Here is a 23,979-nt window from a genome sequence, read left to right as displayed (position 1 = left end):
GTCTTGATATATAAAATGGATTATTGATACCCAACCACTTTTCGATAGCACTTTCTTCTTCAGACATTGTACAAACCAGATCAACATAGTTTTTCCTGTATAGAGATTCTGTATAAAGATTTAACCCTAATTTAATTTTACCAAAAAAAGCATAAAACCGGTTAAAAATTGAATTAGGATTGGTCAAATTTCCCAAAAGATCTCCACTTTCGTTACCATGAGACATGATAATAATTTTAGGGATAGTTTGGAGCTGAAATTCTTTAATCAACTTAGAAAAACGAAGTAATTCTGACTTATTTATAAAAACATGAGAAATTTTGTTGTTTTCTAGTACGGCTTTTAATTGTTGCTTGTAATGATGAGGCTGATAGCTCAAATAATTATCGAGATTTAATTTATAAAGGATTCTGAACAATATTGATTTGCTATGCCTCACCTTAAAAAAATGAAGTTCGTCAACCGTATTTTTAATAATTGATAAAAACTCTTTAGAGCAAATTTGGACTCCACCTGCGATTTCAGCGTTTAAATCAACTTCATTATATAAAAATAAACCTATCATTATTTATGAAGTGTATTGGCTAATGATGTGTAAATATGATAATATTCTTGTGCACATTTTTCGAGTGTAAGATTTTCTAAAATATAATCAAGTGGTTTAAACTGATTTTCGTTTTTTTTGGAAACAAATTCTAAAAGTTTTACTTCAAATTCTTCAATTTTTTTAAATTTTACACCACATCTATTATCCCAATAGGGGACAGAACTTACAGGGCCGAATTTAACTTTCTCGGGATAATAGTATGGATCCAGCCAAAAATCTTGTTGGTCGTATGCTAAAATGGGTGTATTGGTAGCCAAAATCTGTTGATAAGCCAGACCCTGGGTTTCGTGTTCGCATAAAAAAATTACAGCCTTACTTTTAGCCAGTTTTTCTAACAAATCTTCATGCTTGTACTCACCATAAACGATAGATGTAAAAGTTAAGTTGTTTTTTGTTAAGGTTTGTTCTATTGGTTCAACAAGTTGTTCTTTGAAATGTGTTTTCTGCCAGCGTATTTTATTATAAATTAAAAAATCATACTTAAATTTTTCCTTTATTTTGGGATTCCATTTTTCCGTATCTATGCCCACAGGCCAGGTTTTTACTTTTGCTCCATAATAAGGCTCAAACATTTTCCTCATCCAATCTCCCGGAACAAGCACTTCTTTAATGTTACTATATTTTTGTAATAAATCAGGAGATTCAATAGCATGTGAAAATATACTTGCTCCGAATAAAATTGGATTTTTAAACTTTTTCTCAAATATTAAATGAGATTTACCAATTACTCCTATTAATTCATGAGGATGTTTCCTTGCATAGCTATAATCATTGAATCGATATGGTATTTTTAGCTTATCCAGGCCCTTCATCAATTCCAAAGCGACCATCATTTGACCGCCAGGTTTATGTTTCCCTCTTATTATACGTCTAATTAGTTGACGAGGATATCTGTCGTATTTAATCCAGCGGTCTGAGTTTGGTTCAGAATAAAAAATATTAATAGCTGGCATAATTAGGGTCTGTTAACATTTTTGCTTTCTTATGATAGCTGATTTTTTTTGACTTTTCTGCAAAATATTTTTCAATAAATAAGTAAAATATATAGGCAATTATAATGCAGATCATAAACGACAATAAGAACAAAATGACATGAAAATTGGGATTAATGCCGATTGATTTAACAAGAAAATAACTAATCAAGGGTAAAAAGGACCAATGTGAGATATATAGCGAATAAGATATTTTCCCAAAGAAATCGGTTATTCTATTTAGAAACGATGCAAAAGCCAGATAAAATGCTGACATTATTCCAACCAGTGCAAACATTGTACTGATTTGAAATTTTAGCAGGATCCCTAAGGCAAGGATGGCAATTATATACTCATTTCTATTTATTTTATTTATCTTAAAATAAAATGTAACAATCCCCATTACGAAATAAGTAACCCACCTGGGTAAAAAATCCATACTATGGCTTATCAAATTAAGACTTAAAATTGCAGAAATTGTAAATAGTATCACCCATCTGTTTTTATGTATAAGCAGGGGAAATATGAAGGCAATAATAAGATAGTATTGAAATTCTATTGCTAAGGTCCAGAAAACACTGGATATCCATTTTTCATGTGTGAATGGGATTAAATAGGCAACATGTAAAAGGAGATTATTAAAGCTAATGACGTTTGATCTGTTTAGTGAAAAATTAATGATTAAGGTAATGGCAATCATCACTAAATATGGAGGATCGATTCTTAAGATGCGTTTCCATAAAAATAAGCCAATGTTTTTTAGTTCATATCCTGCAGCAAACATGGAGTATGGTATGATGAATCCCGAAATGACAAAAAATACTTCAACACCCAAATACATCTTTTGCATAGCCAGGTATAGAAAAGGGATTTTAGGGTAAAACATCCAAATATGATGAAGTAAGACAAGACAAGCAGCAAAACCCCTTAGGGTCTGTACAGCGTTCAAATACGGTATTTGTGATTTTGTCACACTATTTAATATCAGCTTCCATTTTCTTTTTGGCAACAAGGCCATAGCTCATCCCACAGGCCATAGGTGACCTAAGCTCTAAATATCTTTTTGCTAACCGTTTAAAAATTCTAAATGGATTTTTAATTAGATTCCTGTCGAAAAGAGCGGTTTTTCCATCAAGCATGTTCCATTGTTCAATTACAAAACCATTATCAGTTAATAATCGCTCAATAACATGGGGCCAGGGTGTAAACACATGATGGTTTAATTCTAAATCTGCAACTGTAAAACAGGGCATTTTTCCCTCTGCAAATAAGGTAAATCTCGATTCGCTCCAAAAAGGGTTTGGTGTGGTTAATATTAGCTTTCCGCCCGGTTTTAATACTTTGGCTAAGTTTGATAAACAATTCCATGGATTTGTTAAGTGTTCAACAACTTCTAATAATAACACATAATCAGCGCTATTAGATAGTTCAGGTAGTTCATTATTAATATTCCATGTTTTTATAGAAGTTATTTCGGGTGCCATATCAAATCCCTGATATTTGATCTTTTTTGTAATGGAGCTTGTAATTATACTATCTTTTGCGCCTATATCGAATACAACTGGCTCAACTTCTGTAAGGTTATTGATAAATGATGAGGCCCATTGATAACGGTTTAAACTTAATGTTTCATTAATCACCATAACTTTAAAATAAGGCTTTAATTGAGCGGTTTAGGTTTAATAACTGATGTGTAAGCTTAAAACCAAAAAATGTATATAGTTTTCCAATGTTATCTTTTCTGTTGATACTAAAATCCGGGTTCAACTCTTTTGCCCAGTTAATCATTGCGATGGATGTTTTTAAATCGCTTCGGGCAATCCATTCTGCTAAAGAAAAAAGACTTTCGCTAGTTGCAATTTTTCTTGAAACTGTCAGGTCATTTGTTTCACTCAACCTCATTATTATTTTTTTATAAATGTTTAAGTGTTGATAATTTGCTGCTTGAGAAGATAAGCCATTATAGCTATTATTCATCTGGTTATGGTGTTTAACCCAATAACCAGCGCAACCTGATAAATAGGCGATTCGTGGATTTAACAGCCCATATTCTAAAATAAACATTCTGTCTTCCCGCAATGCAAAATCTGGTCGGCGGGGAACAAGTTTAACCCAGTCGGTTTTAAATAACATTCCTAAAAAATGGCTGCCGTAAGTATTACCCAATTGAACAGTTAAAAAATCATCCCAGTTGACATCAGCATGTTCAATTATCCTGCCCGTTTCTTGGAAATAATCATCAACCCTATTACAAACCAAATCTGCATTTTTCAATTCAGCTTCTTTAAATTGAAGATCAATGATTCCATCTGCAAGAAAATCATCGCTATCTAAAAAACGTATATATTTCCCTCTGGCAATATTAGTCCCGGTATTAACAGCATAAGTCTGGCCTTGATTTTTTTGATTGATCTTAACAATATCATTTTGAGTTTGCAGCCATTCCCATGTTTCATCAGTACTTCCGTCATCAACAACAATAATTTCAATCTTACAAAAGTTCTTCCTGCAACTTTCAATAGCCCTTGGTAAAGACCAGAATCGGTTATAGGTAGGTATAATTATCGAAACATCAACCATGGATAAACTTTTAAAGTCGTTCTGATTTTTTAATTGTATTTGTACCAAATAATAACCTATATAAAGGTCTTAGCATACTTTTGCCAAAGATTTTAATTCGCTCACCATATTCAATTTTAATGATAGTGAAAAAATTAGAGATGGGATTAAGTTTATTCTCCATTTTTAATTTTAATCTTAACACTTCTCTTTCATAAGGATAATGTTGCGTGTAATAACCTAAAAAATGAACGATTAGTGGCGTTACTGTAGTGAACGGATACCAGTTTTGGTGCAGTGGACTAGGTGCAGGAGGATTAATTAAATACCTCGAGCCATTAATTAAATCAATTTTGTAACCTCCAGGACAAGCTTGTGGATCGCTCATTATTGTCCCATCATCAGGTATTGTATGCATTCCATTGAGTTGCATGGCTAAAGCCATTATTACTTCATCGTTGGGTTTGTTTCTTAATCTTTTAAAGCCAATAGCATCATATTCTTTTTCTAATCGGCGCGCATCTTCATATACTTTAGATGCATTTTGACCTTTTTCTAAATAATATATGCCGCCATTAAATTTTGGAAGACAAGGGACATTAAATTTTTTACAGATGGATTTAATATCTCCAAACCATTCACCCTCATTAATATATCCGCCAATTACACTTACATCCTTACCTTTAAATCTATCAAAGATCCCATCTATATTGCCAAATATTAAACAATCACTATCAATAAACAAAGTTTGTCCGGACGGGGCTAATTTATCTAAATGCAATTTCGTTGAAAATCCCTCGCCCAATTCTCCAGATTTTATTTTTATGATTTGTATATACTCAAGAATGTCTTTCGGAATTAAACTGGCTTGGTCGGTAACCATATAGAATTTAATGGTTGTGTGCTTGTTCCAGTAAAAAAAGGAACGGGCTAAGTTTACAGCAAGGCTTATATATAAGCTTTTACCGGTTGCAATTGTTATGATGTTTTTATTCAAGCGTTATTTTTTGAGTAATCCAATTCGCATAAAAAACGCATCTCGCCAAAATAAATGTCGTACGGGGCCAATGTAGTGCCTGGCAATGGGGTTGTTTTTATTTGGAAAAAAATGATATTGATCTTTCAGGCTAATTTGGAATTCTTGTTCGTCCATTCCGAAGCCTCCGCAAATTTTGTTTAAATATGAAAAAATAGTTTGCTCGGAAAAATGATTTGATTCTTTTGCAACCAGTGGTAATATTCTCGCCAGATTTTCTTCAATGGTCTTAGTTGTTAATTTATACAACAAAATGCCGGCGCAAAAATAGGGCGGACTATTTAATATGGATAAATTCCCTCTTTCTACCAAAGCCTGATCGTAAGCAGGTTGAAAATCATAAGATAAGCTAAGTGATATTTGATCATTGGCCAGCATCTCATTAATCAGATGTTTTGGGTCGCCAAACCATAGTACATCCGTGTCACAATACAATACAGGCTTGCCCTGAGCGGCTGTCTGTAATATTGCAGCGAGCTTTAAGCCCATTGGATTCATTTTTGCGAAAGATACTAAATCTTGATTTTCTTTATGAAAGGAAATACAGTCATTGGCGCTGATGATGTTTATCGAAGTTTGTTGCTGCCAATTTAAAACTTTATAACATTCTTCAGGACTTAAATTATTATCAGTAAAAATGAAAATAGATGGAATATCCCTGAAATTTTTAATGATGCTGTTCAAAGTTTCCCGAAGCATTGATAGCTGTGCTTTTCCAACTAATATTGTTAAATTAAAGTCTTGATCCTGAACTTTATTCTTTCTAATAGCTAAGCTGTATTGTTCTATTATTTTCTTGTAAACAAGTGGTAATCTAAAAACCAGGCTATTTTTAATTCTTCGAATCATGAACGGATTTTCCTTCCCAGATAAATATGAAAACTTTTTAAAAGTTGTAGAAAGGGATGTATAACAGCTAGCCTGAAAAATTGATTTCCATTTAATTTAATGAGTTTTGTGTTGATAAATAAAACTTCCCGCCAGTCTTGATTTGAGATTTTTAATGTGAAAAAATGATTTTTCTTTAATTTACTAACCATTCTTTTTACACTTGTTACATCATGGTTGAGAAAGTCATGAAATTCAACAGATATCTGCGCAATTTTAGTTAATGTTTGGGCAGATAAATCATCTAACATTGCAATTTCTGCGCCTTCAATATCTATTTTAACAAGGTCGATCTGTTTTTGGATATTGAGTTTTTCAATTAAGCTGTCAAAGGTTATTCCTGATACGATTTCATGATTTTCCGTTCCCCACACTCCGGCAATATTCTTGTCCATACTGTTCGCTTCATTATTACTCGAAAGATAAAAAGTTACATCATCATTTGTATTTCCCAGCGCATAGTTGTACACATCAACATTGTTAATTTTTGGGAGTACTTGAAATAATGATAAGGATGCTTCTACTGCGATATAATGACCTCCAAATCTTTGTTGCATATTGCGGTAAAAATTACCTTTGTTGGCGCCAAGGTCAAAAATCAAGCTGTTTTGATTAATTTTTTCTCTTAAGATATAATGCGAACTCACCTCAATAATTTTAGCCTTATTTAAATTTGAAACCAATAATTTGTTGATTAATGAAAATAGGCTCATTAAGATTTGAATTTTTTTAGTTTAGCGGTATAGATTCTGAAAGCAAAATCGTAGGCTTCTCTATCTTTAAAAAGCTTTACACTTAGTAGCAGTGTAGCATACCAAAGTTTTAATAAAATATTAACTTTATTTTTGTAAGTTATTTTTTTATCGGATCCAAAGCCTGATATATAGCTTTTCTGATTTTCTGAATCATTGTCTTCAAGTGAGTTAATCATATGGAATTTTCGATTAGTACTTTCCAGTGCACCCAGATGGATGGCATGAGGGATGGGCCCGGAATCCATTAATGCAAACGGAAAATTATTTTGAATCAGATAATCTGAAATAAATGTTTCAAATCCATAGGTTGTTGTTTTATCAGATTTGGGAAAATCTATCATTTGCTTAATTGCATCAACTATATACTGCGTGCGGCATAATGAAGGAGAAACCGATAACCCATATTCGGGCAAGTAAAACTCATCAAAATAATGCTTTAGCATCTGTTCCTCTTTCAAGGGTTCAATTTTTGTTAAAAAAATGGTCGACCAGTTTTTATGTTTGGTTAACACATCCACTATCCGGTTAAGATTTACCGGCTGGTTAAAATAATAATCGTCTTCTAACCAAAAAAAGAAATCAGTTTTAATACAGTTAAGCGCATTAATAATGTTAAAAACATATCCCTTTCTTTTAAAGTTTTGAACAATCAGATCTGGTTTAATACTTCGTATTACGTTCTCATCTATTACCCCATCAACGGCTAAAATTGTTTGCGAAAACGTATAATCACAATTTTGTATAAAACTTTCATAACACTTTGGGAGAAGATGTTCCTTGCCCTCACATGTAAAAATTACTAAAGTAGTCTGATTTGGAGTAATCATGTTTTATCTTAATGATTTTGAGATATTACTTTTCATCATTAGCTTAGGGGCTTTTTGAAAAAGCTGTTATTTAGGTTAATCTTAACTGAATTATGAATGGCTAGTATATTTTGATATCTAAAAATCTCATGAGATGAGGTATATTCTCCCAATGGATATAAATGACCTGAAGCCATAATCCTAAAGAAAGAATAGTTTGGTAAAGTGTTATAAAAGTCTTTCATAAAGCTTTTTGAAATGATATTAAATTCATTAAATTCAAATTGAATTAGCTTTACAACATCCTTTCTAATGGTTTCAATGGCACCCCTTAGCACTTTTAATTCATGACCCTCAACATCAATTTTTAAATAATCGATGGAAAGAATTTTATTCTCTGTACAATAGTGATCAATTGTAATAAACTTACATCTTGTTGGTTCGATCTCTGTTTCTTTAAATTGTTGAAATATCGACCCTAGCGCTTCAGGATAAAGGGTTGCCATTGCGCTATTTTCATTATCTAAACTGATAAAAAGTTCGAGCTCTTCGGCTTTTTCCCCGAAGCCACAATTGTTTAAAATAATATTTGGATGGTCTACATGCTGTTTAAGCTGTAGAAAAGTTACTAAAACTGGTTCAAATGAGTGTATTTTAGCATTCGGAAACTTAACATTTAGCATTTTTGTATACTCTCCAATATTCGCACCAACATCAAATATTATACTTGGCGTATTACCTAATAGTTTAGCAATAACAACATCGGCAACAAAGAATTCTCCAGATTGATAACAATTATGACCAGCACCAGCTTGAACATGTGCATGTGCCAATAAATCAACGTTCATCATCTTCAATGTTTTTACCAGTAATCTTTCTACAGTTTTTTTCATTTAAATAATTGCGTGAGCTTAAATACCAACTTCTAAACTTCTTAAGCTAAAAATTAATAAAGGTTCGAGATTTCGTTTGCCTACTGTTAAACCCAACAGATGAAAGGTGAAAATTATTAAATTGTTATTTATTAAAATTTTTAAGGTAGCTAATCCAGGCAGCGGTTTTCCAACCAAATAGTTTTGAAACTATTTTATAAAAAGGGGTATGCTGGTAATAATTTTTAGGGATCGAAGCTAAATTATCTGCTTCTCTCATTGCCTGGTTTGCAATTTTTATTGATCTAGGGTAGGCTGCAAGTGCAACTTCACCAAAGTACCTGCTAATTGCTTTTTTTGCTCCAACGCTATCGATTTTGCTTAAAAGGTGGTTTTTCTTTAAAGTTATGCTATTGAAAAAACTAGTTAAAGCTCGAATGTTTTTTTTACTACTTAAGCTGTTTTTTTGCTTTCTGTAGTAAGCAATAGCTTGAGGCGCATATTTAATTTCTACTGCATTTAAAACAACTCTGCAAAAATACTCTCCATCATCATTATAGCTTAGGTCTTCATTCCAAAAACCAGCTTTATTTATAACCTCACGAGGTGTTAACCAGGCATGTATAGTAATCATTCCTCCATAATTTGGACCTATTAAATCACCGCCATACAATTTTATTAAAAAATCAGGCATATTGGATGAGCCTTCTTGGTACCATTCATGATTTAGTTGATTTGCGTAGGGGCTTGTTCCATGTTGGAAATACACCGTGGGGCCTATAGCTAACTTTTCGGTATTGTTATTTAGTAATTTTACCTGTGATTCTATTTTATTTAAAGAAAGTAAATCATCAGCATCTAAAAACTGGATATAATGGCCTTTTGCATTTTTTAAGCCAAGATTTCTGGCTGCAGATGCTCCTTTATTTGATTGTTGAAGAATAATTACATGCTCGCACTCAAATTTCTTAGCAATTTGTAAGGAATCATCTGTCGAACCATCATCAACTATGATTATTTCGATCTTTTTCCAGGTTTGATTAAGGGCACAATTAATGGTCTCTGCTATATATAATTCTGAATTATACATAGGGATAATGATAGAAACAAGTGGTTGATTGGTGATCAATATTATTTGCGATTAAATATGGTCATCCAATGTTCTTTATTAGTGGTTCCCATATCAACAGTATTGTTTTTAAACCAGGGTTGCCTTAAATATGTGGCATACAAATCTTGATTTTTATCTATCTCGATAACGCTGTCAATTACTTCTGAAAAATCCAGGTTATTGAATTGTAGTTTCATTTTTAAATTTCTTCCCTGGATTTTTATTTTTCTTATCGCTTTCTGCATGAATCCATTATGTGTAGCAGGCCGGTAATCGGTAAAACTTTGCTGGGATAAACGTTCCAGTGTTTTAACCATAATGCCAGTTTTTTTTTCTAGATAATCGGAAACATTAACGAAACTATCAGTATTAAAGATTTTGTTAATATTAGGGTCCCCACAATATATTGGCAAACTATTGCAAAGCATAGCATCATATAATTTTTCGGTTTGATAACCGGGATAAACATAATTTTCAAAGGCAATGGTAAATTTATAAGGAGATAAAAATTGCCTTTTAATGTCCCAAATGCCTCCGGTAAACTGATTATCTATTGATGGCATATTGTTCATCGATTTACCCGGTGCATCTACTTTTTTGTATTTCGATAATTGTTTAAAAAATGCTTCACGATAACTCACTTTGTTTGAATAGAGAAAGTTGCAGAAACTGGTTTTTTGACTAATGATTTGATCTATATCATTTTCGGTTAAATGTTTTATTAATTTATTTGGATTTAAGCCATGCCATTGAATCCGATAATATCGTTTATTTCTAATTTCATCCTCTGATGGAATACCAAATGCATAATCACAGATAGAAAAATCGGGTAAGATGTTTTCACAGAAATAGCCAATTCTGATGTATTTACCTGGTTTAGGTATATCATTTCCGTATGGTCCAAATAAAATAAAATCGGGTTGATTAGATTCAACGAAATGAAATTGGTCCATTAATTCAAAAAAAATATCGTCAACTGCATCAGCTAAATTAATTCCGTTTGTGCATTTTATTTTAATTATTTTAGCCAATTTTAATGCGCTTTAAGTATTAATCTAAGGTAGTATTTAACTTTAGCCGCTATAAATATGAGTTTATTATGATGGCGCCATTTATAATTGTAGTAGGCCTTTGCACTTTCCTGAAGTTTAAACTGACTGCGGCTTTTTTCTGAACTCAAAGTTTCACTTCTGATATGTGTGACTTTGGCATTTTTAATTAACCCATGTTTAATAGCATGTTTTTCTAAAGAGAGTCTAAAATCATCATCTGCAAACCAAAAATTAAATTTTTCATCAAACTTTCCAACCTTATTAAAAACTGATCTTTTTACAAGGAAACACCAACCTGTAAATAATACGCCATTTTTATATCCGTAATTGATTTCATCAGGAATTTGGTCTAATTTATCTGCATGAAAATTTGGACAGAACATGCCAACACTGTCTAATCCGTTATCATCCTGCATTGATTTAACAATTGCTGACGCCCAGCCTTTATGAAATATTAAATCATTGTTGCAAAAGCACACTAAATCTTTACTGGTTTCGTCCAGCCCTATATTTAAGTATTTATGAAAACCAAATTTAGTTTCCGGATAAATTGTTTTGGCATTAGGGTACTGATATGGTTTAATGGATGTGCATGATTCAATAACCAAAATCTCAAACTTAATCATTGAGTTGTCTTCCGATTCCAATAAACTCTGTACGGTTTGCCTGGTGAGATCGATTAACCTCTTGCTTTTTCCATTACTAAGAATTATGATATCAATATTAATCATTTAATTGAGCCTGGGTAGCGAACTGTTGAAAAGAAGTATCCTCAAACTTTGTAATTCTTAAAAAACTTAAAATCTTAAAAGGAATTGAAAATTTTTTGGGTACAAACCGGTTGATTCCCTCATGTTTTATGATCTTGAAACCAAGTTTGCTAAAAAGATTAATAATACTTTTACTGGTAAAAAACCTGAGATGTGTATTGTCCATTATACCAGCGTCTTCATATTCAAATTCTCCTTTGTACACTAATCTGTATAGGTAGGGAATATGCCTCATATTGGGAATCGAACTTACAATGTACCCGTTTTTGACTAAAAGACTTTTACAGTTTTCAAGTGTTAAAAAAGGATCTGTCAAATGTTCTAATACATCATTGAAGATGATGCAATCAAAATAATTATTAGGCAAACCATCACACTTATCTAATGTATTGTTAAAGAACTTGTCTATATTTTTTTGTGCAATTGTAGCAAATTTTTTTTCTGGCTCAATTCCCCAATAAATGCAATTTTGTCTTTCTTTTATCAATTTACCAAAAGCACCATTTCCGCAACCAATTTCTAAAATATGTTTGGCATCTAATGGTACAAATGCCATCATTTCACGTCTTTCGTGCTGATAATAGCTTTGGTCTTTATCTTTAATGTTCAGTATCTCCATTATTTAGTAATGAATTGACCGTCGCTTTCTGAGTTGATTTTATTTATACGCTCGTAAAAGTGATTGTAAATTTCAGTCAGATTAATTTCGTGGTAAGTATTTGTATTTGCCGGCTTAGCATAAATTATTTTACCGATGGCAATTTTTATTTTGCTCCAAAAACTAATGCTCTTGTTATCTCCGGGATAACCGTATAAGGCTTGACCAATTTTGGCTTCATTCTGGAGTGTTTTTTTAGAAACTGTAGAAGAAACATTATTTGGTGAGCCGACATTTAGCGCGTTGTAACCAGTATAATAGCTGATATTTACATTCAAAAAGCTCATTCTTAAGCTATATTCCCAGTCAATCATCACAAAAGATGTGTTATATAAACCTATGTAGGGCAAAATGCTTTTTCTCACCAGCATGTGTACATCAGAAAAAGAAAAGCAATTTATTTTTCCGGCTCTCCAGTCTTTGTAGTGCTTAAGTCTGGATGAATTGACATCAATATTATTATAATTTAATATCCCTGACGATAAATCGCTGGATATCACAACATCAACATCAGGATTTTCAAACATATAATCAGCACATTTCCTTATTTCATTATAATCAAAAACATCATCGTCAATGATTTTTTTAAACAGAATCCCCCTGGCCATGAGCATAGCCTTATTCCAGCCATGGGCCTGATTTTTATCTGGTTCTGATATAAATTGATGAATTTTTCCTTCCTTTAAAAGTTCTTGTAAGTATAATGTTGAACCGTCTGTACTATTTGCATCAACAACAACTATTTCCTCATCCGGTAAAACCTTAGCGATAAGCCTTTCCAGATTTATTTTCAGGTAGGGAAGTCTGTTTCTGGTTGAAATAAGATATGACAGTTTAATCATCGAACTTTAGTGTGCTTATATCTTTATACATTTTTTTGATTTGTTTATTATATCTTAAAAATTCAAATCCCAAGATCATCCAGCTTTTAATATGGATGGTTTTAACATCACCTTCCTTATTTTTGATAATATTGTGGAAGTGTAAAAAGCTATACTTTATGGTGCGCGCGAAATATAAGAAGCTTTTTTTTAGCCAGTAAAATTCAGGTAATTTACTTCCATTTAAAACTAAATCATAAACGTGGAGTGGTACAAAAGAATAACTAAAACCAATATGAAGATTTTGTAAGTATTTCCAGGTTAGCCGGTTCGTTGTTAAAAAATGATAGAAGGTTAGTTTTTCTGAGTAAAAAATTTTTCCACCCAATAATTTTACGCGGAGACAAGTTTCGGAGTCTCCTCCTGAAGATAATCTTGTACCAACTCTATCATTTAAAAAAAATGGTATAGCATAAAACTTCGGATTTTTCAAAATGGTTTTCCGAATTCCTAATCCTGCACCATATACCAAACTTACAAACCCTGATTTTACTTCCTGTTTACCAACAGCATAACTTTGGTAAAAATTCTCAAACCAAAATGGCTTATCAGATTCGAAAACAGGATTTCCTTGGCCTCCTAAAATCATAATTTCTTCATCGGCGTCAAAAAGCTGCATGGTATTTATGGCATAATTTTCGTCTAACCAGTTATCATCATCGCAAAAAATCAAATAATCGTATAGTGCAACTTCAATTCCTTTTTCTCTGGCCTTTGTTAAACCTGGTTGAGCTTCAAAAGCTATTCTTAAAGGAAAGGGATTATTGAGTTCTTCCCATAAACTTTTGGCAACTTCTGCCGTATCATCCGATGAATTGTTGTCAACAATAATTACTTCAATTCCTTTTGTGATATTTTGTTTAGCTAAATGAAACAAAGTTTTGGGTAACCTTTTAGCACTATTATAACAACAAACTATTATAGAAACACCTGCGCTATTTTGCATCATGATCTTCGAACAATCTTTTTTGTTGTTAACTTAATGAAAAGATAAAATTGGTGGGGCCAGCTTATTGTAAGGTTTACAAATGCAGTTGCCATAAGAGTTGGAATTCCAGTTCTGTTGAGTGTTAATAATGTTTTTTGCGCGATATATAATGGAGAATTCATGTTTTCTCCGCCAAAATGAAATAAAAGGGGCGATTTTATTTTAAAGTCTTCAGTTTTTCCACTGGTGGGAATAGTTTTTTTAATTTTACCTGTTAGTACGTTTAAATTATTTATTTCATTGGCTTTTGAAAATCCTGCAACAATTAAACCACCATCATCAATCGGTCGTTGTTTATGAGCCGTCATTGAAACTGAAACCAGTTCTTCCTCATTTTTCCAGCCATTCTGTATCCTAACGAAACCATATTCATCGTATTTTTCAGAAAGTTTTCTAGCTTCACTATATATTTTCTTTGTTAATTCAGTTTTTTAAGATAGTACAGCCCGCCATTAAATAAAATAGACTGATCTATATTAAATTGTTTTCTAGCAAATACAGCACCTTCTTCGCCCCAATAGTCTTCAAGTTTAACAGGAGTGCCCAAGACAGTTACATCCATAGAACTGCAGAGGTCAAAAACTGGGCTAAGATCACCAAAGCAAAGCATGTCAGAGTCAATGTAAAGTGTTTCTTCTGTTTTTAAGAAAACATCTAAATAAAGCTTGGTTTCAATAAATAGCTTGGCAATATCGTTTTCAATTTTTATGAAATCTATGGCATCGGTATTTTTCTCTGGAATAATATTAGTACCGACAAATATTTTTAAATCTGGATTATATAACCTGATTGACCTGGCACAATTTATAGCAAAATTTAAATATTTTTTGCTATTGGTTCCTAAAATTAAAACAGAACGATCCTTCATTTATTCTCTGAATTAATATATTCTATTTGCCAGTTAGAAGGGTAAATATCTGGTGGAATTGTTTGCTTGATATGAAAACCAAGAAAATATTTTGGACAATAAATAATCTTATCCGGTTTGGCATTTAAATAGGCACCCCACCAGCTAAACGTGCTATTGCTGGTAATGCAAATATCTGCATTCATCAGGAGCTGAAAATCAATTATTTCATTTTCTGTAGAAATATATTTGTTTTGCACGTAGCCAAATTCATTTTCAATAAATGAAATGTCATCGCCAATAAAAATAAACTGGTAGTTGTTGGCTGATTTCTCTAGTTTATTGATCAGCTGATGATAATATGTTGCAGGAAGTCTTAAATCGGCATTACCCAGGTCTAATATTTCTAAATGCTGATAATCAGTTCTTCTGATATGAACCACAACCGTTTTATAACCCGGCTTATAGATTTTGCTAAAATTATCTTTAAAATCATTAAGGTATTTTTTTTTGATTTTTAACAAGTTTTTAATTTCTCTTTTGTGTGGTTCGAAATATAATTCTGATTGAAAATAACCCTCAAATGATCTGTGATTATTTATCGTTTTAATCGCATTGAGGTAAGGTTCGTCAAATGGTATAAATTGGCTGTTTGTTTTGAAAAAGCCATCAATGAATTTATAGAATGATCTTCGAAAATGATGATTAAAGATGTTTTTAAATCCTTTTATGGAGAAAAGATAAGTATCTAGTAGATGAAAGGGGCCCGTGCTGATATCAAAAAACTCTATCAGGGAGCACCGTTCAACTTTTTGATTTAAGCAATAATTGGTTTTTTTTTGTTTTGAGATATGGTAAGCAAAGGCAAATTGAAATAACTGATTACCTAAACGTCCATTTAAAACAACATTAATCATAAATTAAATTTCATGTTTAATTAACCAATTCTCCCAAATGAAATCGCAAAGGTAAGTTGGGTGATGTGTTTTTGATAATAAAGTCCGTAGTTCATACATCTTATTTCCCGCATCAGGTACAAAATCATGGAATTGGATTTGAAGATTTATAATGTTAGGACCAGTAAATAATAACTTATCGCTAAGCCATTTTGAAATATTAATTAAGCGCCCCATGTTCGTCTTATACTTATACTTTTAATCATAATATTTTTAAATGATTCAATTGCATTCTCTATTGAGTAGGCAGTGATCTGATGATTTGTTTTAGAAATAATTGGATCAATTGCTTTATCTTTTAAACTATCCAAAGCTTGTTTAATTGCTAATGGCTCTAATGGATCAAAATATATCGCTAAATCTCCAGCCATTGCAATATGCCCCTTTAAATTTGAACAGGCTACATTGCATTTTAGAGCTATTGCCTCTAAAATAGGCATGTTGGTAGGTCCTAATAATGATGGAAATACTAAGCCAATTGAGTTAATATATAACCATTTTAGTTCTTGATCAGAAATAAAACCTGGTAATATGATTTGCTGAGCTAAGCCCAATTCTTTAATTAAAGAATTGATATATTGTCGATTACCCTGGTCACTTCCTGGTAATACTAGAATATAATCTTTGTTTTCTTTAACGAAATCTTTAAAGCCTAAAATTAAATTGTAATGATTTTTGTGTGCCCAAAACTGCGCAGGATAGATAAAGAATTTTTTATGATTATTCATCCATAAAGGTTTTTGCACCTCTACTATTGGATTAACAATTTTGCTTGGAAAGAGGGGTAAAATTACAATTTTTTCTTCCGGTAACTGATACTGCTTTATAATCTCATTTTTCCCCGATTCGGACTCTGCACAGACTAATAAAGCTTTGTGTAGGTTTTTTAAAATATGGCTTTCCCTGCTTTCCCATTGACCATCCATCGCTATTTCCGGAAAGGCATAAGTAGTTCGATGACCCAAATCCCAGTTTACAATTATGTATGGATAGTTTTCAATAAAAACTTCGGGGGTAGGATAGAATATAATATCTATTTTATGTTCTCTGAGTAGATTTTTTGTATTAATATAGTTTTGTTCGATATCTTTTCGGGGAATTGATGAGCCAAAAAACTTATGATAGAAATTTACTTTTTTCTGGTATAAAAAACTTTTCTTAAAAGGGAAACTTATTGTTTTCTTTTTAAACTCGACGCTTAAATTAAACCCAACAAAATAAATTTCTATTTCAGGGCCAAAATCTTCATTATCAATTCGTTCTACAAGCTGAGATAAAAATGAATACCCTCCTCCCGATTCTGGTACAAAAGCTTCATTAATCCATATGGCAACTCTATAACAACTCATAATCTAAAACTGCATTTATCACTAAATCTTGTTCAAAATCTGTTAAACCCAGTCCGCTGGGAAGGTAAAAACCATTTCTGGCTAATTTTTCTGCATTTGGATAATTTTCTCCAGTAAAAAGCTGCATTTCTTTAAATACCGGTTGCTCATGCATGCACCAAAAGAAAGGGCGGGTGCCAATTTTTTTTGTACTTAAATAAGATGTAATTTTTTCTTTTATTTCTTCTGATGGACATACAATTGCAAATACCCAATAAATATTTGTAGCATAAGCTGTTTTTTCAAGAGAAAGCAAAAAACCTTTAGTTTTAAGTTTTACCAGATTTTTTAGGTAGTTATTGCCAATTTTCCTTTTTAATTTAAGGAAAGATTCTAGCTGTTCTAATTGTGCTAAGCCCAGGGCGGCTTGTAAGTTGGTCATTCTATAATTCCAACCCAATTCATAATGTACAAACCGTGGTCCATTAGGTTCAAAACAAAGATTACGTAATTTTTTACAGCGTTCTGCCAATGCCATGTCGTTAGTTAAAATCATGCCACCTTCACCAGTTGTGATGTGTTTATTGGGATAAAAACTAAAGATACTGATGTCGCCAAAACTACCACACATTTTACCATTATAGGTTTGTCCGTGCATTTCTGCCGCGTCTTCGATAATTTTAAGATGATGCTTTTTAGCCAATGTTAAAACAGGGTTCATATCTACAGGTAAACCATAAATATGAACCACTAAAATGGCCTTTGTTTTTGATGTGATTTTGGCCTCGATCTGGTTAACATCCATATTCCAGGTTAGTGGATCGCTATCAACTAAAACTGGCGTAGCACCTGCATTAATTACTGATTGAGCAGGGGAGATTATGGTAAAAGTTGGCATTATTACCTCGTCTCCCTTTCCAATATTTAAGGCTTTGATTGAAATATCGAGTGCTGCTGAGCCGCTAGAAACTGCAATGCCATATTCTTGACCTATGTATTGGCTGAATTTTTCTTCGAATTTTTGAATAAATGGTCCTTCACTACTTATCCAGCCCGTTTCAATACATTCTGTTATATATTTTAACTCATTGCCATTAAGTAAAGGTGTGTTAACCGGTATTGGATTCATGAGTTTATAATTTTCTTAAAATATAGCAAACACCCCAGGTATGATTTGAAGCGGGTGCAGATGTTAAAAATTCTTCTGAATGCAGTATCTGGAAGCCTGTTGCGTAAGCTAAAAGCTCTATTTCTTGCTTACTGAAATGTCGCATTGGATGTATTTCTTTAATGTTGATTTCTTTATTGGTTTTTAAGTCTTCAACTTTAATATCATAGTTAACTTCTACAACATTTTCTTCGTACAGGATAGTCGGATTGGCTTTTCTGGTAATCCTTATTTCTGCATTTTCAAGTCTCTTTGTTCTTTTTTCCGGAACTTGAAAATTTACTGCAGGACTGTGCCAGACATCAAAAATAAATAACCCATTAAGATTTAATGATTGATGAACATTTAAAAAAGTTTTTATTAAATCCTTGTTATTAGTCAAATAACTGATTACATGAAAAATTGATAATGCAATATCAAAAGATTGATTGGTTTTGAACTTAACAATATCGCCAATTTGAAAATCAACATTTTCTGTTTTAGTTTTATTTGCGATCTCAATCATTTGTTCACTGCGCTCAATGCCTAAAATCGTATATCCTTTTTTCGCCAGAAGGCTAGCGTGTTTTCCTGTCCCGGAACCTAATTCGATAATTTTACTGCTTTCTGGCCGATATTTTTTTATAAGATTAACGATATATGCTGTTTCGGCAAAATAATCTTTGTCCTGATAGAGCAGATCATAATATTGACTGTAAAGTTTAAAATTCTGAATTGTCATTTTTATCAATCAATTTAATGGGCACAGGCTTATGGTCAAATCTTACTTTATCTTCATCTCCACAATAGGGGCCTTGTTTTATTTCGATCATTTCAGCATCTTCTAACATCTCAAATCCATGTCCACCTGCGGCTAAAAGAATCACATCTCCTGTTTCAACAATCCTGCTTTCCAGGTATTGTTTATCCTCATCATAAAAATCTACCCTAACTTTCCCCGATTTAATATACAATACTTCTTGTGTTAGTGTTACTTTTCTTTCGACCAGGTTATGTACATGTGGCTCTATCACGTATCCTTTCTGCCGGTTCATATAACCTAATTGTTGTGAGAAATCTCCAGGTGTAAAAAAAGCAATGCCTTCTTTTTTGTATGCAGCTCTAATAATGATGGCCAATGTTTGATCTAAATACTTTACCTCTTCAATCATTTTGGTAGTTTAAATGTCCAATAGTTTTTTCTTAAAACCCATTCTTTAACTAAAGGATCGTTTTTAAAGGCTTCCTGATGGTAGTTGTAGCCTGCTAACTCGGCAGCTTTTAAATCTGACAGTATTGAATTTATTTCATCCGGCAATTTTTTCACTTCTGTTTTACTGGATTTTCTTATCCATTTATAATAGGGATGCAAAGCATTTCTAATCTTTCTTGAAATCGAAATTTTTGATGAATCCTTTATTGGTTTGAACAATATTTTAGTTCTTATTTCTGTAAATGAATTGCAAACTCCTTGAAAAAATGCCCTTTTATTGAAGTAATTTTTAGTGCATCTTTCTTGATTAACATGATGATAAAGTGATAAACCTGGGACATAAATCGCAGTACATCCTTTCAGTGCAGCCTTTAATGTTAATCCTGTTTCGCCATCGCCCTGAAATTTTTGCAATCGCTTAGGCATCGAATCTGGATGAAACCCACCTAGTTCAATAAGTACTTCTCTCCTGATGCAGAAGTTCAGTCCCCACACAAAATTTGGATGAATGGTATGTTTCTGATTGCCAAAATCCAGCAGACTTAACCAAGCGCAAAATCGCCCTTCATTAGTTTCATCCCACATATAGTTTAACCATCCGGGAGGTTCAGCTTCGTATCTGGGAAGGCATGGGCCTGTTGCCAATTGAATGCGCTCATCATTGAACGTATGAATAAGATTCTCAATATAATTATTGTTAATTTCTACATCATCATCTAAAAAGCAAATAACAGGTGCTCTGGATTTTGAAAAGCCCACATGCCTTCCGGTAAGTAAGCCAGGTGTTTCATCATATAAATAAACCAAATTAGGTTTAGCACTGAAAACTTCGCAAACTGACCTGGTACTATCTGTTGAGCCATTATCTACAATGATCAATTCATAATTTTGAAATTTATTGGCAAAAACACTCTCAATAGTTTTCTTTAGTGATACTGCTCTATTTAACGTAGGAATGATTATAGAAACTTGTGGTGTCATGCTTCAATTTCAGTAAATTCGTTGGGAATAATTCCATTCGGAAATTCTTCTTTTTCTACGAAACCCAGCCAATATTTTGGAGCATATATTTTTGGTTTTTTTTTGTTTAAATATGCACCCCACCAGCCAAATGTACTATTAGATATAATGCAGATATCGGCATTCATAAGGAACTGAAAGTCGATAATTTCATCATGATTTGATATATACTTATTGGTTAAATAGCCAAACTCTTCATTAATGAATTTTTTATCATCAGAAATTACAATATAGAAATTGTTCTCATTATAAGTTTCTTTTATGGCGCTGTGGTAATATGTAGCAGATAAACAAATATTTAATTCTATATAATCTGTTCTTCTTATCTGTACTACCACAATCTTTTTGTCTTTCGGAATGGTATTAAAAATTTGGTTAAAGGATATTTGATGCCTTTTTTTAATTTTAAACTCTTTTGTTATTTCTGCTCTGTATTGCAAAAAGTAATCTTCAGATTGAAAAAAACCGTGATATTTTGTATGGTTATTTATTTTAATTAGCTGCTTACTTGGTGCTTCTGTATCTGAAAAGAAAGCCTCATTTCTGATGGTTTTTCTTTCAATTAAAGCATAAATCCCAAGCCGTAAAAATGAGCTAAAGAATTTTCTAAAGCCCCCGATCGAAAAAACGTATCTATCTAGTTTAGAAAAAAAATCATTTGATAACTGAAAGTATTCAGATAGCACATATTTCTCATACCGTTTATCGATATAAAAATTACAGGAGAGCTTTTTTGCACTGGCATAAGCAAAAGCATATTGGAAAAGTTGATTTCCTAATCGTCCTTGCGCAACAACAGCGATCAAATTATAAATGATTTAAGATTTGTTTTAATTTGTTTTTTATTTGTTTCAACCAGCTTGTTTTTATTTTTCTTAAATGATTGTGGCCACCATAATTGTTCTTGTCAAGAATAATTATCTTTTTTTCATATGGTAAATCCCAGCCTTCGGGATAACCATATGATGAATCTAAGATTTTAACAGACTTACCAATTAAGTAATTGTTTAAATGAGATTCATCATGCCAAACCGCAATAATTTTATTCTTTAAATCAATTTGAATTCTATCGGCAAGTTCTAAAATTAAGGCAAGGTAATCTGCTGATTTTCCACCATTGAGTCCGCCCATGAAATAATCAGATCCTTCATTTTCTGCAATGTAAGCGGTTGATTTAGGGTTTGTTTCATAAGTGAAATTAATGCGGTCTTTTTGATAGAAACTTGGGTGAATAACGGCTAATAAGCTTTCTTTCTCTGGCAGAAATGAGCCATCAATTTTTTTACGAAAGATCATATTCGAATTGAAGAAAAAAATGTAATCGAAGTCCCTAAGCTCCCCGGCTATTTTTTTAAACATTTCGAACCGCAATAAAGTATCGTATGGCCAACCCAATTGCTTTTGATGAATTTTATGGACCTTCGCATTATCTTCCTGCTCAATGTTTATGGCATCTGTAAAAACAAAATATTCTTTACGGTAATCGTTAAGGAAATTTTCCTCACAAGAAGAATAAAAATTCTTCCAAAATGAGACGTATTTTCCTGTACATATGTAAAGTATGGCAATGTTTTTCAAGTTTTAAACTTTAGTGCATTCGCAGCAAACCATCGTCTCATCTTCTAATAGATATACATGATCAACTTTAAGGTTAGCATATTTGGTAATCACATTTTTGAGCGTAAAAGGGCTAAACCAACAGTTGTGATCGGGATGAACAATTTCTACAAATAGATTGTTACTTGCTATATTTCTAGACATATGCTCGGGAGCAAAACAATTAGGTCCTGTGATAATGAATTTTTCAGCATTAACTTTTCCCAGGCTTGAAAGAAACGTCCCTATATTTTCAACATGTTCGATTGTTTCGGGTACCAGGCATACATCAAATTTTTTATCACTCAATTCAGCAAAATCTGAAAAATATGGCTGGTTTACATGCTTCTGTAGTTCTGCTAATCCCTGAACATCAATATCAAAGCCGCTTAATTCTTTGCAAATTCCTGCTAGCCAGATGTGTAGGTTTGTAGCTGGATCGAAAATTGGCCAATCGGTACAACCAAAATGTAATATATTTTTAGCCGAGCATGTAGCTTTAAAATAGTCGTACTTGCTCATTATTTTTGTTAATTCAACTTTTTGACTCCAGAATTCGCCTGGATCTTCCTGTTTCTTTTTTTTACTAAATAATTTCATTTCGCTTATTTATTTGCCATTCAAAATTGGGCCTAATCATTCCTTCATATCCTCCTATATAGTTTTTTCTTATGTTAATGCCATCTTCAACCTTAATTGTCAAAACATCATTTAACAATTGTGGATTTTCAAAGTTCCTGCCGTATATATTTAAAGATATGGAGTAGTTTATGTTGTTTAAAAAACTCCTTTCAATTTTACAAACTGACTCATAAAATCCTGGTTTCTGAACATCAAATGGGGTAGGATTACTAATGGAAATAAATACTATTTCAGCATGTTGATTCCAGAAGCCTAAAGTAAAACCAACTGTGTTTTCTTTTTTTAGTTCGTAGGCGATTTTCACATAAAATTCGGTATCAGTATCTATGTAAGTAAGGTTTATGTTTTGGTGATCAAAAACTCCTATAGAAATTAGTCTGACATCATTAATTTCTTCTAAGCTTAGGTTGTGATTATAATAATTTTCTTTATTGTTATTTAAGTAACGAACAATACAGCGATCTACTTCATCCTTTAAAGAAATTAGTCCATTTTCTAGCACGATTCCTTTTGTACACAGGTTTTTAATGGATGCCATATTGTGGCTCACAAAAAGTACTGTTCTTCCTTCGCCTTTGCTCACTTCGCCCATTTTACTAAGGCACTTTTTCTGAAATTCTGCATCCCCAACGGCAAGCACTTCATCTACAATTAGTATCTCGCTTTCCAGGTGAGCTGCAACTGCAAAAGCGAGTCTTACATACATCCCAGAACTATACCTTTTTACTGGTGTATCCAGGTATCGTTCAATTCCTGCAAAATCCACAATTTCATCCAATTTGCGTTGGATTTCCTTTTTGCGCATGCCCAAAATAGCCCCATTTAAAAAAATATTTTCTCTACCGCTGAGCTCTGGGTGGAAGCCAGTACCTACTTCCAATAAGCTTGCAATTCTGCCCTTGCCAGATATTTTTCCGGTGGTAGGGGCTGTAACCTTGCTTAATATTTTAAGTAGAGTGCTTTTTCCTGCTCCATTTTTTCCAATAATACCGACTGCATCACCCTGCTCAATTTCGAAATTGATATCCTTTAAACTCCATACTACATCGCTTTCACTTTTGGTATTTTGATTATTGCTTTCCCCTATACGTAAAAAAGGATCTTCCTTACCACGAATTCTCGCATACCAACGTTCTAAATCGCGGCTGATCGTTCCTGTACCTATTTGGCCCAATTGATAAGCCTTACTGAGATTTTCTACTTTTATTGCAATGTTAGACATTTAAAATATGCTTAAAGTTATGCTTTCCATTATCCATATTACATCTTCCATTTC

28 protein-coding genes are annotated in these 23,979 nt (G+C 32.6%); all 28 read right to left on the bottom strand.

Annotated elements, in window-relative coordinates:
- The coding region (locus AC07YT_RS08895; RefSeq protein ID WP_494945283.1) for a hypothetical protein at positions 1-565 on the bottom strand (565 nt) is incomplete at its 3' end.
- On the bottom strand, positions 565-1,560 hold the full coding sequence (locus AC07YT_RS08890; RefSeq protein ID WP_145954194.1) for a glycosyltransferase: 996 nt from the start codon (positions 1,558-1,560) through the stop codon (positions 565-567). The genes AC07YT_RS08890 and AC07YT_RS08895, both read right to left, overlap by 1 nt.
- Positions 1,547-2,527 carry an acyltransferase family protein gene (locus AC07YT_RS08885; protein ID WP_494945282.1) on the bottom strand — a complete coding sequence of 327 codons (981 nt, stop codon included), beginning with the start codon at positions 2,525-2,527 and terminating at the stop codon, positions 1,547-1,549. Before AC07YT_RS08885 ends, AC07YT_RS08890 begins: the two co-directional genes overlap by 14 nt.
- A gap of 25 nt (positions 2,528-2,552) precedes the next feature.
- Positions 2,553-3,221 carry a class I SAM-dependent methyltransferase gene (locus AC07YT_RS08880; RefSeq protein WP_086544944.1) on the bottom strand — a complete coding sequence of 223 codons (669 nt, stop codon included), beginning with the start codon at positions 3,219-3,221 and terminating at the stop codon, positions 2,553-2,555.
- 4 nt (positions 3,222-3,225) lie between these two features.
- Entirely contained in the window at positions 3,226-4,158 is a 933-nt protein-coding gene (locus AC07YT_RS08875) for a glycosyltransferase family 2 protein (RefSeq protein WP_145954195.1), read from the bottom strand.
- Between the two features lie 10 nt (positions 4,159-4,168).
- Positions 4,169-5,134 carry a glycosyltransferase family protein gene (locus tag AC07YT_RS08870; RefSeq protein ID WP_086544946.1) on the bottom strand — a complete coding sequence of 322 codons (966 nt, stop codon included), beginning with the start codon at positions 5,132-5,134 and terminating at the stop codon, positions 4,169-4,171.
- Between the two features lie 3 nt (positions 5,135-5,137).
- Positions 5,138-6,022, bottom strand: coding sequence for a putative nucleotide-diphospho-sugar transferase (locus tag AC07YT_RS08865; protein WP_086544947.1), 885 nt, complete (start codon positions 6,020-6,022; stop codon positions 5,138-5,140).
- Positions 6,019-6,744 carry an FkbM family methyltransferase gene (locus AC07YT_RS08860; RefSeq protein WP_494945281.1) on the bottom strand — a complete coding sequence of 242 codons (726 nt, stop codon included), beginning with the start codon at positions 6,742-6,744 and terminating at the stop codon, positions 6,019-6,021. The genes AC07YT_RS08865 and AC07YT_RS08860 overlap by 4 nt, the downstream gene beginning before the upstream one ends.
- A 29-nt stretch (positions 6,745-6,773) precedes the next feature.
- On the bottom strand, positions 6,774-7,643 hold the full coding sequence (locus AC07YT_RS08855) for a hypothetical protein (protein ID WP_086544949.1): 870 nt from the start codon (positions 7,641-7,643) through the stop codon (positions 6,774-6,776).
- Positions 7,644-7,681: 38 nt separating this feature from the next.
- Complete coding sequence (locus AC07YT_RS08850) at positions 7,682-8,515, bottom strand: FkbM family methyltransferase (RefSeq protein WP_086544950.1); 834 nt, start codon at positions 8,513-8,515, stop codon at positions 7,682-7,684.
- 124 nt (positions 8,516-8,639) lie between these two features.
- Positions 8,640-9,623 carry a glycosyltransferase family 2 protein gene (locus AC07YT_RS08845; protein ID WP_086544951.1) on the bottom strand — a complete coding sequence of 328 codons (984 nt, stop codon included), beginning with the start codon at positions 9,621-9,623 and terminating at the stop codon, positions 8,640-8,642.
- Positions 9,624-9,625: 2 nt separating this feature from the next.
- On the bottom strand, positions 9,626-10,636 hold the full coding sequence (locus AC07YT_RS08840) for a glycosyltransferase family 10 domain-containing protein (protein WP_086544952.1): 1,011 nt from the start codon (positions 10,634-10,636) through the stop codon (positions 9,626-9,628).
- 2 nt (positions 10,637-10,638) lie between these two features.
- Positions 10,639-11,388, bottom strand: coding sequence for a glycosyltransferase family 2 protein (locus AC07YT_RS08835; RefSeq protein ID WP_086544953.1), 750 nt, complete (start codon positions 11,386-11,388; stop codon positions 10,639-10,641).
- Positions 11,381-12,046: a class I SAM-dependent methyltransferase gene (locus AC07YT_RS08830; RefSeq protein ID WP_086544954.1), complete on the bottom strand. Its 666-nt coding sequence runs from the start codon at positions 12,044-12,046 to the stop codon at positions 11,381-11,383. Before AC07YT_RS08830 ends, AC07YT_RS08835 begins: the two co-directional genes overlap by 8 nt.
- Complete coding sequence (locus tag AC07YT_RS08825; protein WP_086544955.1) at positions 12,046-12,927, bottom strand: glycosyltransferase; 882 nt, start codon at positions 12,925-12,927, stop codon at positions 12,046-12,048. Before AC07YT_RS08825 ends, AC07YT_RS08830 begins: the two co-directional genes overlap by 1 nt.
- Positions 12,920-13,915, bottom strand: a complete 996-nt coding sequence (locus AC07YT_RS08820) for a glycosyltransferase (RefSeq protein ID WP_086544956.1) — start codon at positions 13,913-13,915, stop codon at positions 12,920-12,922. Before AC07YT_RS08820 ends, AC07YT_RS08825 begins: the two co-directional genes overlap by 8 nt.
- The gene (locus AC07YT_RS08815; RefSeq protein ID WP_086544957.1) at positions 13,912-14,262 is read right to left on the bottom strand and encodes a hypothetical protein; all 351 of its coding nucleotides are present in this window, start codon (positions 14,260-14,262) and stop codon (positions 13,912-13,914) included. The genes AC07YT_RS08820 and AC07YT_RS08815 overlap by 4 nt, the downstream gene beginning before the upstream one ends.
- Before the next feature lie 110 nt (positions 14,263-14,372).
- Entirely contained in the window at positions 14,373-14,822 is a 450-nt protein-coding gene (locus tag AC07YT_RS08810; protein ID WP_086544958.1) for a glycosyltransferase family protein, read from the bottom strand.
- Positions 14,819-15,718, bottom strand: coding sequence for an alpha-1,2-fucosyltransferase (locus tag AC07YT_RS08805; RefSeq protein ID WP_086544959.1), 900 nt, complete (start codon positions 15,716-15,718; stop codon positions 14,819-14,821). Before AC07YT_RS08805 ends, AC07YT_RS08810 begins: the two co-directional genes overlap by 4 nt.
- Positions 15,719-15,921: 203 nt before the next feature.
- Positions 15,922-17,106, bottom strand: a complete 1,185-nt coding sequence (locus tag AC07YT_RS08800) for a glycosyltransferase family 4 protein (protein WP_086544961.1) — start codon at positions 17,104-17,106, stop codon at positions 15,922-15,924.
- Positions 17,093-18,214 (bottom strand): DegT/DnrJ/EryC1/StrS family aminotransferase, encoded by a 1,122-nt coding sequence (locus tag AC07YT_RS08795; RefSeq protein ID WP_086544962.1) that lies wholly within the window; start codon positions 18,212-18,214, stop codon positions 17,093-17,095. Before AC07YT_RS08795 ends, AC07YT_RS08800 begins: the two co-directional genes overlap by 14 nt.
- A 4-nt stretch (positions 18,215-18,218) precedes the next feature.
- Positions 18,219-18,974, bottom strand: coding sequence for a class I SAM-dependent DNA methyltransferase (locus tag AC07YT_RS08790; RefSeq protein WP_086544963.1), 756 nt, complete (start codon positions 18,972-18,974; stop codon positions 18,219-18,221).
- Positions 18,955-19,404: a cupin domain-containing protein gene (locus tag AC07YT_RS08785; protein ID WP_086544964.1), complete on the bottom strand. Its 450-nt coding sequence runs from the start codon at positions 19,402-19,404 to the stop codon at positions 18,955-18,957. Before AC07YT_RS08785 ends, AC07YT_RS08790 begins: the two co-directional genes overlap by 20 nt.
- Positions 19,401-20,426 carry a glycosyltransferase family 2 protein gene (locus AC07YT_RS08780; RefSeq protein WP_086544965.1) on the bottom strand — a complete coding sequence of 342 codons (1,026 nt, stop codon included), beginning with the start codon at positions 20,424-20,426 and terminating at the stop codon, positions 19,401-19,403. The genes AC07YT_RS08785 and AC07YT_RS08780 overlap by 4 nt, the downstream gene beginning before the upstream one ends.
- Positions 20,423-21,271, bottom strand: coding sequence for an alpha-1,2-fucosyltransferase (locus tag AC07YT_RS08775; RefSeq protein ID WP_494945280.1), 849 nt, complete (start codon positions 21,269-21,271; stop codon positions 20,423-20,425). Before AC07YT_RS08775 ends, AC07YT_RS08780 begins: the two co-directional genes overlap by 4 nt.
- Before the next feature lies 1 nt (position 21,272).
- Positions 21,273-22,043, bottom strand: coding sequence for a family 6 glucosyltransferase (locus tag AC07YT_RS08770; RefSeq protein ID WP_086544967.1), 771 nt, complete (start codon positions 22,041-22,043; stop codon positions 21,273-21,275).
- A gap of 3 nt (positions 22,044-22,046) precedes the next feature.
- Positions 22,047-22,661, bottom strand: a complete 615-nt coding sequence (locus tag AC07YT_RS08765) for a hypothetical protein (RefSeq protein ID WP_086544968.1) — start codon at positions 22,659-22,661, stop codon at positions 22,047-22,049.
- The gene (locus AC07YT_RS08760; protein WP_086544969.1) at positions 22,648-23,925 is read right to left on the bottom strand and encodes an ABC transporter ATP-binding protein; all 1,278 of its coding nucleotides are present in this window, start codon (positions 23,923-23,925) and stop codon (positions 22,648-22,650) included. The genes AC07YT_RS08765 and AC07YT_RS08760 overlap by 14 nt, the downstream gene beginning before the upstream one ends.
- Positions 23,926-23,979: the final 54 nt, after the last annotated feature.

The organism is Pedobacter sp. GW460-11-11-14-TSB4, from assembly GCF_059423705.1.
The sequence above is the reverse complement of the archived record's forward strand: the minus strand, read 5'-3'. Positions and strand labels throughout refer to the sequence as shown.

Bases quoted from the DNA above. Each gene is read 5' to 3' on its own strand.
- AC07YT_RS08890 (WP_145954194.1), bottom strand. From the start codon at position 1,560: ATGCCAGCTATTAATATTTTTTATTCTGAACCAAACTCAGACCGCTGG.
- AC07YT_RS08880 (WP_086544944.1), bottom strand. From the start codon at position 3,221: ATGGTGATTAATGAAACATTAAGTTTAAACCGTTATCAATGGGCCTCA.
- AC07YT_RS08875 (WP_145954195.1), bottom strand. From the start codon at position 4,158: ATGGTTGATGTTTCGATAATTATACCTACCTATAACCGATTCTGGTCT.
- AC07YT_RS08865 (WP_086544947.1), bottom strand. From the start codon at position 6,022: ATGATTCGAAGAATTAAAAATAGCCTGGTTTTTAGATTACCACTTGTT.
- AC07YT_RS08855 (WP_086544949.1), bottom strand. From the start codon at position 7,643: ATGATTACTCCAAATCAGACTACTTTAGTAATTTTTACATGTGAGGGC.
- AC07YT_RS08850 (WP_086544950.1), bottom strand. From the start codon at position 8,515: ATGAAAAAAACTGTAGAAAGATTACTGGTAAAAACATTGAAGATGATG.
- AC07YT_RS08835 (WP_086544953.1), bottom strand. From the start codon at position 11,388: ATGATTAATATTGATATCATAATTCTTAGTAATGGAAAAAGCAAGAGG.
- AC07YT_RS08830 (WP_086544954.1), bottom strand. From the start codon at position 12,046: ATGGAGATACTGAACATTAAAGATAAAGACCAAAGCTATTATCAGCAC.
- AC07YT_RS08825 (WP_086544955.1), bottom strand. From the start codon at position 12,927: ATGATTAAACTGTCATATCTTATTTCAACCAGAAACAGACTTCCCTAC.
- AC07YT_RS08820 (WP_086544956.1), bottom strand. From the start codon at position 13,915: ATGATGCAAAATAGCGCAGGTGTTTCTATAATAGTTTGTTGTTATAAT.
- AC07YT_RS08815 (WP_086544957.1), bottom strand. From the start codon at position 14,262: ATGACGGCTCATAAACAACGACCGATTGATGATGGTGGTTTAATTGTT.
- AC07YT_RS08810 (WP_086544958.1), bottom strand. From the start codon at position 14,822: ATGAAGGATCGTTCTGTTTTAATTTTAGGAACCAATAGCAAAAAATAT.
- AC07YT_RS08805 (WP_086544959.1), bottom strand. From the start codon at position 15,718: ATGATTAATGTTGTTTTAAATGGACGTTTAGGTAATCAGTTATTTCAA.
- AC07YT_RS08800 (WP_086544961.1), bottom strand. From the start codon at position 17,106: ATGAGTTGTTATAGAGTTGCCATATGGATTAATGAAGCTTTTGTACCA.
- AC07YT_RS08795 (WP_086544962.1), bottom strand. From the start codon at position 18,214: ATGAATCCAATACCGGTTAACACACCTTTACTTAATGGCAATGAGTTA.
- AC07YT_RS08790 (WP_086544963.1), bottom strand. From the start codon at position 18,974: ATGACAATTCAGAATTTTAAACTTTACAGTCAATATTATGATCTGCTC.
- AC07YT_RS08785 (WP_086544964.1), bottom strand. From the start codon at position 19,404: ATGATTGAAGAGGTAAAGTATTTAGATCAAACATTGGCCATCATTATT.
- AC07YT_RS08780 (WP_086544965.1), bottom strand. From the start codon at position 20,426: ATGACACCACAAGTTTCTATAATCATTCCTACGTTAAATAGAGCAGTA.
- AC07YT_RS08765 (WP_086544968.1), bottom strand. From the start codon at position 22,661: ATGAAATTATTTAGTAAAAAAAAGAAACAGGAAGATCCAGGCGAATTC.
- AC07YT_RS08760 (WP_086544969.1), bottom strand. From the start codon at position 23,925: ATGTCTAACATTGCAATAAAAGTAGAAAATCTCAGTAAGGCTTATCAA.